This window comes from Bradyrhizobium sp. (assembly GCF_047605465.1).
GTDB lineage: Bacteria > Pseudomonadota > Alphaproteobacteria > Rhizobiales > Xanthobacteraceae > Bradyrhizobium.
Genome location: NZ_JASGFS010000013.1, coordinates 78,921 through 92,331 on the forward strand (window position 1 = coordinate 78,921; position 13,411 = coordinate 92,331).

The 13,411-nt window shown below is 65.0% G+C and carries 13 protein-coding genes; 7 read left to right on the forward strand and 6 right to left on the reverse strand.

All coding sequences use genetic code 11. The annotated features are described in order from the left end of the window. Window positions 1-6 precede the first annotated feature (6 nt). Complete coding sequence (locus QM712_RS13920; protein ID WP_415023676.1) at window positions 7-1,347, reverse strand: MFS transporter; 1,341 nt, start codon at window positions 1,345-1,347, stop codon at window positions 7-9. A 210-nt stretch (window positions 1,348-1,557) separates the two neighbouring features. On the opposite strand from QM712_RS13920, the gene QM712_RS13925 reads away from it, so the two are divergent. Further along, window positions 1,558-2,208 (forward strand): TetR/AcrR family transcriptional regulator, encoded by a 651-nt coding sequence (locus QM712_RS13925; protein WP_415023677.1) that lies wholly within the window; start codon window positions 1,558-1,560, stop codon window positions 2,206-2,208. A gap of 135 nt (window positions 2,209-2,343) precedes the next feature. Beyond that, window positions 2,344-2,757 (forward strand): nuclear transport factor 2 family protein, encoded by a 414-nt coding sequence (locus QM712_RS13930; RefSeq protein ID WP_415023678.1) that lies wholly within the window; start codon window positions 2,344-2,346, stop codon window positions 2,755-2,757. Between the two features lie 30 nt (window positions 2,758-2,787). Here QM712_RS13930 and QM712_RS13935 read toward each other — a convergent pair whose 3' ends face one another. Further along, complete coding sequence (locus QM712_RS13935; RefSeq protein ID WP_415023720.1) at window positions 2,788-3,513, reverse strand: HAD family hydrolase; 726 nt, start codon at window positions 3,511-3,513, stop codon at window positions 2,788-2,790. Window positions 3,514-3,710: 197 nt separating this feature from the next. Between QM712_RS13935 and QM712_RS13940 the strand changes: the two genes are divergently transcribed. Further along, a complete protein-coding gene (locus QM712_RS13940) occupies window positions 3,711-4,562 on the forward strand; it encodes an SDR family oxidoreductase (protein WP_415023679.1) in 852 nt (283 codons plus the stop codon). 132 nt (window positions 4,563-4,694) lie between these two features. Next, window positions 4,695-5,963 (forward strand): serine hydrolase domain-containing protein, encoded by a 1,269-nt coding sequence (locus QM712_RS13945; protein ID WP_415023680.1) that lies wholly within the window; start codon window positions 4,695-4,697, stop codon window positions 5,961-5,963. A gap of 59 nt (window positions 5,964-6,022) precedes the next feature. Here QM712_RS13945 and QM712_RS13950 read toward each other — a convergent pair whose 3' ends face one another. Both QM712_RS13950 and QM712_RS13955 read right to left on the reverse strand, forming a co-directional pair. Beyond that, window positions 6,023-6,910 (reverse strand): dienelactone hydrolase family protein, encoded by an 888-nt coding sequence (locus tag QM712_RS13950; RefSeq protein ID WP_415023681.1) that lies wholly within the window; start codon window positions 6,908-6,910, stop codon window positions 6,023-6,025. Between the two features lie 107 nt (window positions 6,911-7,017). Further along, window positions 7,018-8,244: an MFS transporter gene (locus tag QM712_RS13955; protein WP_415023721.1), complete on the reverse strand. Its 1,227-nt coding sequence runs from the start codon at window positions 8,242-8,244 to the stop codon at window positions 7,018-7,020. Window positions 8,245-8,587: 343 nt separating this feature from the next. On the opposite strand from QM712_RS13955, the gene QM712_RS13960 reads away from it, so the two are divergent. Both QM712_RS13960 and QM712_RS13965 read left to right on the forward strand, forming a co-directional pair. After that, window positions 8,588-9,166: a MarR family winged helix-turn-helix transcriptional regulator gene (locus QM712_RS13960; RefSeq protein ID WP_415023722.1), complete on the forward strand. Its 579-nt coding sequence runs from the start codon at window positions 8,588-8,590 to the stop codon at window positions 9,164-9,166. 983 nt (window positions 9,167-10,149) lie between these two features. Then, window positions 10,150-11,214 (forward strand): ketopantoate reductase family protein, encoded by a 1,065-nt coding sequence (locus tag QM712_RS13965; protein ID WP_415023682.1) that lies wholly within the window; start codon window positions 10,150-10,152, stop codon window positions 11,212-11,214. A 36-nt stretch (window positions 11,215-11,250) separates the two neighbouring features. Here QM712_RS13965 and QM712_RS13970 read toward each other — a convergent pair whose 3' ends face one another. Together QM712_RS13970 and QM712_RS13975 are read right to left on the reverse strand one after the other, a co-directional pair. After that, complete coding sequence (locus QM712_RS13970; protein WP_415023683.1) at window positions 11,251-11,835, reverse strand: LysE family translocator; 585 nt, start codon at window positions 11,833-11,835, stop codon at window positions 11,251-11,253. Between the two features lie 17 nt (window positions 11,836-11,852). Continuing rightward, window positions 11,853-12,014 (reverse strand): hypothetical protein, encoded by a 162-nt coding sequence (locus QM712_RS13975; protein ID WP_415023684.1) that lies wholly within the window; start codon window positions 12,012-12,014, stop codon window positions 11,853-11,855. Window positions 12,015-12,583: 569 nt separating this feature from the next. Here QM712_RS13975 and QM712_RS13980 point away from each other — a divergent pair. After that, window positions 12,584-13,402, forward strand: coding sequence for a YkgJ family cysteine cluster protein (locus tag QM712_RS13980; protein WP_415023685.1), 819 nt, complete (start codon window positions 12,584-12,586; stop codon window positions 13,400-13,402). Window positions 13,403-13,411: the final 9 nt, after the last annotated feature.

Consider the following 13,411-nt stretch of genomic DNA (forward strand, 5'->3'; position numbering starts at 1 on the left):
CTGCGTTCAAGCGCGCCGCTTGCCGAGATCGGCGATGTCGACGGTATGGGTTTCACGCGCGGTTGCCGCAGCCGCCGCCGAGATCACGCAGCAGCCGGCGACGAAGATCGCGACGGGAATCCAGCCGTTCGGCCCCCCGCCGACCAGGCTAGCGCTCACCAGTGGCGTGAAACCGGCGGCAAGGAAGCCGAGCTGCGTGCCGATCGCCGTGCCTGAATAGCGCACGCGTGCTTCGAACATCTCGGCATAGAAGGACGGCCAGATCGCGTTCGGCGCAGCGTACACGATGCCGGACAGGATCATCGCCGCCGCGAATATCGCAAGCGTATTGCCGGATGTGATCATCATGAAATAGGGAAACAGCAGCACCGCGCAGCCGAGCACGCCGCCGATGAATACCGGCTTGCGGCCGATCCTGTCGGCCAGCAGCGCCCAAAGCGGCTGCGTGATCAGCGCCGTGACGTTGCCGAGCACGCCGGCCCACAGCATCGTCGGGCGGGCGACGCCGAACTTGCTGGTGGCGTAGCCGAGCGCGAACACGGCGGTCATGGTGCTCACGGTCGCGATCAGCGCGCAGACGATCACGCGCAGTACATCGGGCCAGTAGTCACGAAGCAGCGCGACGACGGGGAAGCGCGCCACCTGAGCATTGTCCTTGATGTTCTCGAACACCGGCGTTTCCGGCATGGTCCGGCGGACCAGATAGGCGACCAGCAGCACGAGTGCCGAGAGCAGGAACGGGATGCGCCAGCCCCAGCTCAACAATTGATCCTCCGGCAGGCTGGACACCGGAATGAACACGAGTGTCGCCAGGATCGCGCCGGCCTGGGTGCCGCTCAAGGTCCAGCTCGTGAAGAAGGCACGATTGGCGTTGGCGGAATGCTCCAGCGTCAGGGAGTTCGCCCCGCTCTGCTCGCCGGCCGCGGACAGTCCCTGCAACAGGCGCAGCAAGGTCAGGATGACCGGCGCGGCGTTGCCGATCGTCTTGGCGTCGGGCAACAGTCCGATGGCGAGCGTGGAGCCGCCCATCAGCACCAGCGTGAACAACAGCACGGTCTTGCGGCCGATGCGATCACCGAAATGGCCGAGGATGACGGCACCGACGGGCCGCGCAATGTAGCCGATGCCGAAACTCAGCAATGCGAGCAGCGTCGCCGTCGCGGGATCGACATTGGCGAAGAACACTTTTGGAAAGATCAGGGCCGCCGCGGTGCCGTAGATGAAGAAGTCGTAGTATTCGAGCATGCTGCCGACGAAGCTGACGAGCGCCGCGCGCTTGGGCAGCATGTTCGGCGTTGCTTCCGCGCCGGCGGATACGCGCAGCGATGCGGTTGACGTCAAGCTCATCGATATTCCCTCCCCGGATGCAGCGTTGGTCGCGGCTCGCGTCAGGCCCTCGCCTTGCACGAGTTTCTTGTTTTGATTGCCGCAACGCTGGTTTGCCGATACAATGTACGAACTAGTACGTTTATGCAAGGGCATCGGAAAGGCGGCGTCTACGGGCCGAATTTGCCTTCACCTTCAAGGTGATCCATAGATCGCACGGGAGAAATAGCGATGCTCGAGCGCATGCCGCCCCCATCAAAGCGCACCAACGACCCCGAGCGCACCAAGCGCGACATCCTCGAAGTGGCGATGCAGGAATTTGCCTCGGAAGGATATTCCGGCGCCCGCGTCGATGCGATCGCAGCGCGAACGCGCACGTCGAAGCGCATGATTTATTATTACTTCGGCGGCAAGGAGCAGCTCTATCTCGCGGTGCTCGAGGAAGCCTATCGCAGTATCCGTGCGCTGGAAGATCAGCTCGACATCGCCAGTTGCGACGCGCGCGAAGGATTGCGCCGGCTGATCGAGGCCACCTTCGACCACGACGAGCGCAATCCGAACTTCATCCGCCTCGTCAGCATCGAGAACATCCACCATGGCAAGCACCTGAAGCAGAATCTGCAACTCCGCCAGCTCAACGCCAGCGTGATCGCGACGCTCGACGGCATCCTTGCCCGCGGCCGCGAGGAGGGTGTCTTCCGGAACGATGTCGACGCCATCGACCTGCATCTGGCCATCAGCTCCTACTGCTTCTTCCGCGTCGCCAACCGCCATACGTTCGGCGCCCTGTTCGGTCGCGATCTCAGCGAGCCGAGAATGCTGGCGAAAAGCCGCTCGCAGATCGTGGAGATGATCCTGGCGTGGCTTGCGGCGAAGGCGTGAAGCCGCGCTGGTGATCACGAGCCGATGTCGCCCCCCGGTTTGCACGGAGCCATTCCGTCATTCCGATGTTGCATTGCGGTCAAACCGACGGAAGTTGCGCTTGATTTTTCCGCGGCGTTGGCCCACCCGAGAGACATGACGAAGGACAACAAGGTCATCGCCGCCAACGCGGCCTTCTACACCGCCTTTTCGACCGGAGACATCGCCGGCATGGAACGGATGTGGGCGGATGACGACGCCATTTCCTGCATCCATCCCGGTTGGCCGGCCATCGTCGGACGCGCCACCGTGATCGGGAGCTGGCGCGACATTCTGCAGAACCCGGAGCGGCCGCAGGTTGCCTGCGCCGAACCGCAGGCGATCGTCGACGGCGACAGCGCCCGCGTGCTTTGCATCGAGATCGTCGACGGCACCGCGCTTGCCGCCGCCAACCATTTCAGGCGCGTCGGCGACGGCTGGCGCCTCGTTCACCACCAGTCGAGCCCGATCGCGCAGATCGTGGAGCAGGCTCAGGAGGAGCCGCCCAGCCCGAACCGGCGCTTCCACTGAGCGCGACGGGATCAACCGGGCGACGCAATCTCATCGCAGGCGTCCCAGTTCCGACAGATCGTCCAGCACGAAACGCGCCGCGGCGAAGTCGTCGTCCCGGAAGTACATGCTGCGCGTGATCAGGACGGGAATGTCCGCACCCGCGGCCGCGATCAGGCCGTTGGCGGAGTCCTCGATCGCGACGCAATCCGCGCCCTTCAGCCCAAGGCGCGCCAGAGTTTCGACGTAGACGTCCGCCGCCGGCTTCTTGTGCCGAACATCGTCGCCGGCAACGATGGCGTCGAAATCGTTCGCCCAGCGGTCGCCGATCACGCGCGACAAGAGCGCATCGACATTGGCGTATGAGGTGGTCGTCGCGATCGCGAGCCGCTGGCCGCGCGACTTCGCCGCGCCGAGCAGGCCCGCAACGCCCGGCCGCAGCGGACAGCAGCCGGTCTCGACCAGTTCGACGTAACGCATGGTCTTGATGCGATGAAGCTCGGCGACGTCCGCATCCGACAATGGCAAAGCAGCGCACTGCTTCGCATGGTACGCGCGGATACGCTCCTTGCCTCCCGTCACCCGCAGCAGATCCCGGTAGACGGCACGATCCCAAGCCCAGGCAAGACCCTGACTGGCGAAGGCTTCGTTGAAGGCCCGCCGGTGCAGCTCCTCGGTCTCGGCCAGCGTCCCGTCGACATCGAAGATCAGAGCGGCGGCACGCCGGACTAGCTCCGCGGCCTCGGCGCGCGCAGCCGTCTGCGTCTGTGCCTGCATCATTGATGTCGGCGGCAAGAATCCCTCCAACGCAAGCTCCCGGTCGATCGTTGCGCGTGCCGTGGCGAGCACGCCTGGCCATCATGGGCGCGGGGTGGCGGGCGAGTAAAATCGCAATATCTTTTGCCGGACCCAAAAATCTCTTATGAGCGGGAGCGCGGTCATACGACCGCAGATCCGACCAGCACGGGAACCGCATGCGGCTCTTCATCCTAGGCTATGGCTACAGTGCCCGGCACTTCGTCCGCAAATTCGGCAGCGCCTTCTCGCAGATCGGCGTCACCGCGCGCGATCCCGCGAAACGGGGAGATCTCGCCGGCCTCGAGGCCCATCCATTTTCCGGGGGGGGTCCGGAACGCGAGACGATCGAGCGGGTTCGCGACGCCGATGTCCTTCTCGTGTCGATCCCGCCGGGTGAGGCGGGCGATCCCGCAATCGAGGCATTCGCGGACGCGCTGGCGACGCGGCGTCAGCGAAAGATCGTCTACCTCGCCACGATCGGCGTGTATGGCGATCACCGTGGCGCATGGGTCGACGAGCTTACGCCGCCGGAGGCCACCCTCCACCGCACGCGCCTGCGGCTCGCCGCCGAACGCGCCTGGATGGAAACGGCGCATGGCGATGTCGCGGTGCTGCGGCTCGCCGGCATCTACGGCCCCGGCCGGAACGCGCTGGCGACGCTTCGCGCAGGCTCGGCGCGGCGCATCGTCAAGCCGGAGCAGGTCTTCAACCGCATCCACGTCGACGATATCGCGGGCGCGATCATGGCCGCGGTTCGTCATCAGGGCGGCGGAACCTGGAACGTCTGCGACGACGAACCCGCGCCGCCGCAGGACGTGATCGCCTATGCGGCGAAGCTCATGGGCGTCGCCCCGCCCGTCGAAGAGGCGTTCGAGACCGCCGAGATGTCGGCCATGGCGCGCAGCTTCTATGCCGGCAATGCCCGCGTCTCCAATGCACGCGCGAAGAGCGAGCTCGGCATGACGCTCGCCTATCCGAACTATCGGCAAGGCCTCGACGCGTTGTGGAGCGCGGGCGAAGGCCGATAGGCGGCAACGGGCCGCATCATCCAGGCGCGCTTCTGTCCCGCGCGGCCCGCGCTTGACTCCCGTCCGGCATGGACGTGTTCTAGGCGTCGAGCGGGCCCTCGATCCGCATACAAGCCCGCCTGGGAGGATCCAATGAAGAAGACGATCGTCATGATCGCGGCGGCGGCTGCCATCATCACATCCGCCGCGGCGAGCGCTGCGCCGCTGCCCGAAGCCAACCCCGACGACGTCGGATTCTCGAAGCCGGGCCTGGCCCGACTCGACGATTTCTTCGCCCGCGAGATCGCGGCCAAGCGGGTGCCCGGCGCCGTCGTCGCCATCGCACGTGACGGCAAGCTCGTCCACTACAAGGCCTATGGCATGCTCGATCCGGACAAGGGCACGCCGATGCCCGTCGACGCGATGTTCGCGCTGGCGTCCATGACCAAGCCGATGGCCGCGGTCGCGGGCCTGACGCTGATGGAGCAAGGCCGGCTGCCGCTCCAGGCCAAACTGTCGGACTACTATCCTGCTTTCGCCGACATGAAGGTCGGCGTGACCCAGGCCGACGGCTCGCTCAAGCTCGAACCGCAGGCATCGCCGATCTTCATCCACGATCTCTACCGGCACACGTCCGGCCTGATGTATGGCGGCCGGCCGGACAGCTCGAGCCCGGTGGCGCGGCAATATCCCGACGGCGTCGCGCCCGCGGTGGAGGGCGACACCCAGGCCTTCATCGAGCGCATGACGAAACTGCCTCTGGCGCACCAGCCGTCGACCGAGTTCGAATACGGCTTCTCGATCGACGTGCTCGGCGCCGTCGTCGAGAAGGTGAGCGAGCAGAAGCTCGGCGACTATCTCGCCGGCAATGTCTGGCAGCCTCTCGGCATGAAGGACGCGACCTTCCACCCGACGGATGCGCAGCGTCCCCGTCTCGCCCGCCCGTTCGCCAATGACCCGCTGACGGGCCGGCCGCAATCCATCAAGCTTCTGGACACGCCGACCAAATTCGACTGCGGCGGCGCCTGCTCGTTCGCGACGGTCGGAGACTATCTCCGCTTCGGGCAGATGCTGCTCAACGGCGGCGAGCTCGACGGACAACGCATCCTCGGGCCGAAGACCGTGCATCACATGACGACCAATCACCTCGGTCCCGAGATCAAGAACAACGTGGCGGTCATCGAGCCGCATCGTGCCGGCTTCGGCTTTGGCCTCGCGGTCGCAGTCCGCACCAGCGAAGGGCTGTCGTCGGTCCCCGGCAATCCCGGCGAGTTCACCTGGAATGGCGCGTTCGGGACGCAGTTCTTCTGCGATCCGAAAGAGCGTCTCGTCGTCGTCGTGGGAACTGCCGCGCCGGGTGAGCTCAGGAAGTACTATCGCGAGCAGGTCCAGGACATCGTCTACGGCGCGATAGTGAAGTGAGATCCTGCGCGCGCTGATGGAGAGAGGGCGGCCGCTCGGCCGCCCTCTTGAATTCCGCGTCAGCTCAGGACGCCGTATTTCTTGAACCAGGCCTGCGCCTGCTTCCAGGCGTCTTCGGCAGCGTCCTTGCGGTAGCTGCCGCGGTAGTCCGCGTGGAAGCCGTGCGGCGCATCCGGATAGATCTTGAATTCGGCCGTCTTCTTGTTTTGCTCGAGCGCGGCCTTGAGCTGCTCGACCTGCGCGACCGGAATGCCGGTGTCGGCGCCGCCGTAGAGGCCGAGCACCGGCGCCTTCATCTCGGGCGCGAGCTGGAGCGGGCTCTTCGGCCACAGCGGATTGGGAGCATCGACCGGCGGGCCGTAGAAGGCGACACCGGCCTTGAGCTCGCCGTTGTGGGCCGCATATTCCCAGACGGTGCGGCCGCCGCGGCAGAACCCGATGATGCCGAGCTTCGTGGTATCGCCGCCCTGCGATCCCGCCCACGCCACCGTCGCATCGAGATCCGACAACAGCTCGGCATCGGGCTTCGCGTTGACCACCGGCAACAGGTCCTTGATGTCTGTGATCTTGGTCAGGTCAACGCCCTTGCGGAAATAATAGTCGGGCGCGACCGCGAACGCGCCGAGCTTGGCGAGGCGCCGTGTCACGTCCTTGATGTATTCGTGCAGGCCGAAGATCTCCATCGCCACGAGGATGACCGGCGCCTTGGTGTTGCCGGCGGGGCGGGCAAAATAGGCAGGCATCTCCTCCGAGCCGACCTTGATCTTGGCGTCGCCGGCCTGCAGACCGCTGGTGTCCGTCGTGATCACCTCGGCCCGGACCGGACCGGCTGCGAGCGTGTAGCCGGCGGCGACGGCCGCAGTGGCGCTCATGAAGCCGCGACGCGAGACCGGGGCGACTTTGGTCAGCCCGACGACGTCGGGTGTCATGGTTGTTTCGATGCTCATCGGTCTGTCCTTCTTTCCTGCTGCCGTGTCCCAATGCCCCTCGGAGGCGCCGCATTCCTCAACAATTGCCGGCGGAACGCAAATCACCAGCCTGCGAGCGCGCCGCGTCAGCCCTGCTTCCCGCGTTGCTTGACCGGCGCAGTCTCGGGCATCAGGCTCATCGCGACAAGTCCGACAATTGCCGCAACCAGAAGGTACCAGGCCGGCGCCAGCGGATTGCCGGTCACGTGAAGGAGCCAGGTCACGACCAACTGCGCGGTGCCGCCGAAGCTCGCGATCGCAACCGCGTAGACGGTCGCGAACACACCGCCGCGGATATTCTGCGGCAACGCTTCGGTGAAGGTCGCATAGAACGCCGTAAACGGCAGCGAGCCGACGATCGACAGCACGCCGAAGCCGACCAGCAGCGACAGCGCCCCCGGCGCATGGACGATCCAAAGGAAGGTCGGATAGGTCAGCAGCAGCGTCGCGAGCTGCGGCCAGATCATGACCGGCTTGCGCCCCAGCCGATCGGCCAGCCAGCCGCCGAACAGCGCGCCGACGAACTGGATGCCGTTGCTGACGAGCGACACGGCAAACGCCAATGTCGACGACACATGCAGCGTGTTCTGCGCATAAGTCGTCATGTACTGGGTGACATAGGTGGAGATCGTGCCGCTGGCGAGAATCATCAGCGCCAGCGCGATGATGCCGGCGTAGCGTCCGGCCCCTGAAAGATGCCCCGTGTGCTCACCGGCGGGCTGACCGGCTTCGGCCTGCGGGATCGTTTCCGGCAACGTCCGGCGCATCCAGACTCCGAACGGCAGGCAGACCGCCCCGATCAGGAACGCCACCCGCCAGCCGTAGGAGTCGAGCATCTCCGGAGCCATGGTCTTGCTCAGGATGACGCCGACCAGGGCGCCGGCCGTCGCGGCGATCTCCTGGCTCGCCGGCTGCCACGCCACCACCAGCGCCCGATGCTCGGGCGGTGCGATCTCGAGCAGGTAGGCCGTGGTCGGCCCGACCTCGCCCCCGAGCGCGAAGCCCTGCACCATGCGCGCCCCGATCACGATGATCGGTGCCGCGAGGCCGATGGCATCGTAAGACGGCGTGAAGGAGATGGTCAGGATCGCCGCTCCCATCAGCGCGAAGCTGAGCAGCATCGCCGGACGGCGGCCAATCCGGTCGGAATACACGCCGAGCACGATTCCGCCGATCGGGCGCGTGACGAAGCCGGCACCGAAGGTCGCCAGCGACAGCATCAGGCTGCCGTACTCGCTCCCGGTCGGAAAGAAGGTGTGGCCGATCTGGATCGCGAAGAAGCTGTAGGTGATGAAGTCGTAGAATTCGAGCATGTTGCCGACGGTGGCGGCCAACGCCGCGCGTCTGACACTGAACGACCTTGCTGTCTCGATCACCGCCGACGCTCCGACTTTCCAGGCTTTGCTCGCATTCCGGATTTAGCCGCTTAACCGCATCGCGGCACGACGTCCATCAGAACGGCGGTTCTCCCGGCCCGATATCGCGCACGAAACTGGATCATTTGACCGAAACTTTCAGAAGAATTGAGCCGAACCATTTACGCGAACTTTCTTGGGAACGCTCTAGTTCCACCCTCCGCAAGTTCCCCGTTCTCGCCGGCCCGGATCGCGCGACCAAAGGTGAATTGAACAACGCTCTATCCGACCTGGGATGATGATGATTTTGGCTCGCGAAGCGATCGAGTTGCTGGGACAGATGGCACAAATCCTGTGGTTCGAAGGGACCAGGGACGGTTTGCGCGACCGCGAATGGATGGCCCTGCGCTTCCTGTCCCGCGCCAACCGTTTCTCGCGAACGCCGTCTGCGCTGGCGAGCTACCTCGGCACCACGCGCGGCACCGCCTCGTTCATCATCGGCGAGCTCGAGCGTCTGGGCTATCTGGAGCGGAGGCGATCGGTCAAGGACAAGCGATCGGTCACGCTGAGCATCACGCAGCAGGGCAAGAAGTTTCTCGCGCGCGATCCCGTCAATGTTCTCGTCAAGGCACTCGCCGTGCTCGACGACGACGGCAAGATCCGCTTCCGCGATACGCTTCGGCACGTGCTGGATCAATCGGACGTCACCGAGCAGAGGCACCATACCGACGTCTGCAAGCGTTGCATTTTCCTTCGCCACGCCCGCAGCACGACAGAGGGCAAGACGATGGTCGAATTCACCTGCCGTCTGTTCCGCGCACCGATCTCGGAAGGAGAGGCTGAGTTGTTGTGCACCAGCTTCGAACACCGCCGCCAATAGGCGTTGCGCGCGCGGCAGACCAGTTCTCGTCTCGGAGGGTTCGGGCTTGCTTCGCCGTGCCCGCAATGACGGAGCAGGACGGGGCGCCATTCTCGAGATCGCATCCCGCCATGCGGGCACACTTCCATACGGACACACTTTCGCGTTCTCGCGGCGCCGTTCGCCCGAGCTGTGCTCGATCTCTCCACCCTCTTGAGCCAAGAGGGCGCAGGGAAGGCCGGGTGCCGGCGGCACCCACGGTCCACTGTGCGAATGGAGTGACGTAAAACCGCACAGCAGCATACAGGTGAAGCCCAACACACGGCCTTCCCTGCGCGATGGTTTGACGGCTTATGCCGTGCTCTCCCGGGAGCCGAGTTCCTTCTGGCCTCCCTCGCCCCGCGAATTGACGATGTGATTGACCCGGTCGGGCGCCTCACACCTCCGCGACAGGCTTGACCGTAGCGACGACGGCCAGGACCACACGGTTTTGCCGTACGCACATCCGCCCGATCGCCACAGCGCCCGACAGCGTGGTGCACCCAGCCGCCGGGATGTTGGCGAGACGAATTTTCAGCGCCGCTCATCTGCACGCGGCCACGAACTCACGGGGACTACCCGCCCTGCCCGCGCCTTCTCGTGCCGACGCTGCCGCGTCCACCGCAACCCGGCTCGCGACCGGTGACGACACATGGTCGCCCCTCTTGGTGAGCCGGGACATCCAACACATACGAGAAATCCGAATTTCGGTAAAGAAGAATATTTTCGGGCAGTCGGATTGACAGCGACGGGTGTCCAAGCAGCTGCTGTTTTGCCCGTCGGCCGGCGGGCCCCCGTCGGATTGCACGGCTCCTTTGGACGGTATCTGGATATAGTGAAACCGTTGTGTCTTGTATGCATTATCCCAGTTGCCATCCCGGCGCAGTTTGCCTTAGATGCCGCCAACTCGCCCGCAGGCAATGGCCGGGGCCCAAGAACCGCACGAGCCGTCGAAGGGAAGAAGCATGGCGCGTAACATCCTGATTCTCGGAGCGTCTTACGGCTCCCTGCTGGGCACGAAGCTGCTGATGGCGGGGCACAACGTGACCCTGGTTTGCCGCGCGAAGACCGCGGAATTGATCAATCGCGACGGCACCGAGGTGCGCATCAAGCTGCGCGACGAGGCGGTGCACCGGGCGATCTTCTCGCGCGACCTGCCGGGGAAACTGGACGCGGTGACGCCGGCCAATGTCGACGTCTCCCGCTACGACATGGTCGGGCTCGCGATGCAGGAGCCGCAATACACCAACCACACCGTCCGCGTTCTCATGGTAAAGATCGCCGCGGCGAAGCTGCCGTGCCTGTCGATCATGAACATGCCGCCGCTGCCCTACCTGAAGCGCATTCCGTCGCTCGCCGGCATGGACCTCGAGGAGGCCTACACCAATGCGCAGGTGTGGGAGCGTTTCGAGCCGGGGCTGGTGACGTTGTGCTCGCCGGACCCGCAGGCCTTCCGCCCACCGGAAGAAGCGGCGAACGTGCTTCACGTCGGCCTTCCCACCAACTTCAAGGCGGCGGCGTTTGCCGACGACAAGCACAACAAGGTGCTGCGGGAGCTCGAAGCCGACATCGATGCGGTGACGCTGGATGGCCATGACGTGCCGGTGAAGCTGAAGGTATTCGACTCGCTGTTCGTGCCGCTGGCGAAATGGTCGATGCTGCTGACCGGCAATTACCGCTGCATCACGCCGCACGAGCCGCGCTCGATCCGCGACGCCGTGCATGGCGATCTCGCTCGCTCGCAGACGATCTACGATCACGTCGACGCGATCGCCCGGCGTCTCGGCGCGGACGCGCAGGACCAGGTGCCCTTCGCGAAATATGCCAAGGCGGCCGAAAGCCTGCTCAAGCCATCCTCGGCCGCACGCGCGGTCGCGAGCGGCGCGCCCTTCATCGAGCGCGTCGATCTCCTGGTGAAACTGATCTCGCACCAGCTCGGCACGCCCAATGCCGAAATCGACCGCACGGTCGACATCGTGGATCAGAAGCTGAACGAGAGGATCGTGCAGGGCGGCGCCGGCGCACAATAGACCACCGAGCCGACCCACTCTGGACGGCGGCGGCGCTCACGCGCTCAGGAATGACTGAAGCCAGATCAACCCGGTCACCGCGACCAGCGTGACCGCGCCGGCGCGCGTGACGATGTCGGGATGCCCGAGCCGGCGCGCGCCGCGGCCGAGTGTCGCCCCCAACATGATCCAGGCCGCGCCGGCCGTGAGGATCTGCAGCGCGATCACGCCGAGCCATGGCAAGAGTTCGAGCGGCGCGGCGTGAGCAGGCAGCAGCAGGAACGCGAAGACCAGCGCTTTCGGGTTGAGCAGCGTGGTCAGCAGCACCTGGCGGAACGTGACCGCTGCGCCCTCACGCAGCTCGCGCGTGTTGAGCCGCCATAGGGTGACGGCAAGGCCGAGAATGTAGATCGTCACGGCGACGCGGAGCACGAGCGCCACGATCGGGATGCCGCCCACGATGGGGCCAAGCGCCAGCCGCAGCAAGGCGATCGCGAGCAGGTAGCCGCACAGCTCGGCCGCAAGCAAACGGAGCGAACGCGCGATGCCGATCCCCGCGCCCGATGTCGCGAGCAAGGTATTGGTCGGCCCCGGCACCGCCAGCAGGAAATAGGTCGCCGTGAAGAAGGTCAGAAAGCTCATGCAGCCGGATAACAGGCTCAGGGGCATCCGATCTTGATCTGCATCATACGCACCGGCGAAATCCGCTCGACCAGCAGAGAACGGCGAAGGGTCGTTTCCTGGCCAGTCAACGCGCCGTCACTGTCAGTGATGCGACTCTCCGGTCTTGCGTCAATCTCGTCATTGACAGGCAGCATCATGGTCGCAGCCGGCGCGCGTCGTACTCGACTTTGGTCGTACGGCGCAGAGCCATTTCGAACCGGCGCCGAAGCAGGCGCGCATCGCGCTCACATCGCTTCAACTTCATCACACGACAACACCGCAGATGGTTCCCGGTGTAGCGCACGCGCAACGCGATGCGCGACATGCTTTCATCACGTCCGCATCACGCGAATGTGTCGCGTACGCGAATGCACGCGCGCACGACGCGCTGTTCAAGACTGCGTGAGAGCAAAGCATGTTCATCATCATATCTCGACACGATTCACGGCCGGAATGCGCGATTTCACCGCGAATTGCACTGAAGTCGCGTCGTGCGCCGTCTGCAACGCATCGATGACGATCGCGATGGGCCTGCACTGATCCATCATTTGCGCAAACCCGCATGCACGTGCGTCGGGCTCGCTTCCTTGTCCTGTAACACAACCGACGCAAGATGATGCCGTCGAGCCAGTGCTCGGCCGCGATGGATTTGAATGCAGGCTCGCCGGGGCTTGCTCCAACGCGCGCAATAACCAAGCAAGACATACAGACCAACAAGAACAAGAAAATGGATCAGACGATGTTGAGCGTCGTTCGCGCGGTCGAGGACGGCGCGACGACGATGAAGGGCGTCATCGACGCAACCGGCCTGTCCCGTCTCAAGATCGAGCGCGCGCTCAGCGCGCTGGAGAAGCAGAAGCTGCTGGTGCGCGATGGCCAGGGTTTTCGCGCGACCGGCCTGCCGAGAAAGGCGCCGATCACCCGGCAATGCGGGTCGTGCAGCGCATGTTGCGACATTCTCGAAGTTGCCGCCGTGGACAAGCCGGTGAACCAGCTTTGCAGCCATTGGCAGACCGGCACGGGGTGCACCATCTATGCCCGCCGTCCCCAGATGTGCCGCTCCTTCGTCTGCGCCTGGCTGCAGGGTCACCTCGGCGACGAGTGGTTTCCCGCAACCGCGGGCATCGTGGTCCATTTCAGCCAGGACGCGGTCAACGTCACGGTCGACGATGATTGTCCCGACCGCTGGCGCGAAGAGCCATACTTCAGCAAACTGAGCGAATGGTCGCTGAACGGGATCAGGCGGATCGGAAACCGCGGCTATGCGACCCTCGTCGTCTCCGGCCCCGACAGGTTCCTGCTGCTTGGACGAACCATCGTTCCCGATCCGACACCGTTCGGCACCGCGTTCCTGCCGGTCACGGGCGACAGCTTCCGGTTCTGGAAGGCCCGGTCGCCGGAACATCTGCAGCGGCTCCACGAGCGTATCGCCGAGATCGAGCGCATCAGGCAGGAATTCGGGTCCTGTGCGATTCCGAGCGAGGCGGACGACGACCCCTACCCGCCCTACCGGCCTGCCCTGCTGCAATTGTCCAACCGGGCCTGAAGGTCGTGG

Bases quoted from the DNA above. Each gene is read 5' to 3' on its own strand.
- QM712_RS13950 (WP_415023681.1), bottom strand. From the start codon at position 6,910: ATGAGCATCGAAACAACCATGACACCCGACGTCGTCGGGCTGACCAAA.
- QM712_RS13935 (WP_415023720.1), bottom strand. From the start codon at position 3,513: ATGCAGGCACAGACGCAGACGGCTGCGCGCGCCGAGGCCGCGGAGCTA.
- QM712_RS13965 (WP_415023682.1), top strand. From the start codon at position 10,150: ATGGCGCGTAACATCCTGATTCTCGGAGCGTCTTACGGCTCCCTGCTG.
- QM712_RS13940 (WP_415023679.1), top strand. From the start codon at position 3,711: ATGCGGCTCTTCATCCTAGGCTATGGCTACAGTGCCCGGCACTTCGTC.
- QM712_RS13955 (WP_415023721.1), bottom strand. From the start codon at position 8,244: ATGCTCGAATTCTACGACTTCATCACCTACAGCTTCTTCGCGATCCAG.
- QM712_RS13970 (WP_415023683.1), bottom strand. From the start codon at position 11,835: ATGAGCTTTCTGACCTTCTTCACGGCGACCTATTTCCTGCTGGCGGTG.
- QM712_RS13980 (WP_415023685.1), top strand. From the start codon at position 12,584: ATGGATCAGACGATGTTGAGCGTCGTTCGCGCGGTCGAGGACGGCGCG.
- QM712_RS13945 (WP_415023680.1), top strand. From the start codon at position 4,695: ATGAAGAAGACGATCGTCATGATCGCGGCGGCGGCTGCCATCATCACA.
- QM712_RS13975 (WP_415023684.1), bottom strand. From the start codon at position 12,014: ATGATGCTGCCTGTCAATGACGAGATTGACGCAAGACCGGAGAGTCGC.
- QM712_RS13925 (WP_415023677.1), top strand. From the start codon at position 1,558: ATGCTCGAGCGCATGCCGCCCCCATCAAAGCGCACCAACGACCCCGAG.
- QM712_RS13960 (WP_415023722.1), top strand. From the start codon at position 8,588: ATGATTTTGGCTCGCGAAGCGATCGAGTTGCTGGGACAGATGGCACAA.
- QM712_RS13930 (WP_415023678.1), top strand. From the start codon at position 2,344: ATGACGAAGGACAACAAGGTCATCGCCGCCAACGCGGCCTTCTACACC.
- QM712_RS13920 (WP_415023676.1), bottom strand. From the start codon at position 1,347: ATGAGCTTGACGTCAACCGCATCGCTGCGCGTATCCGCCGGCGCGGAA.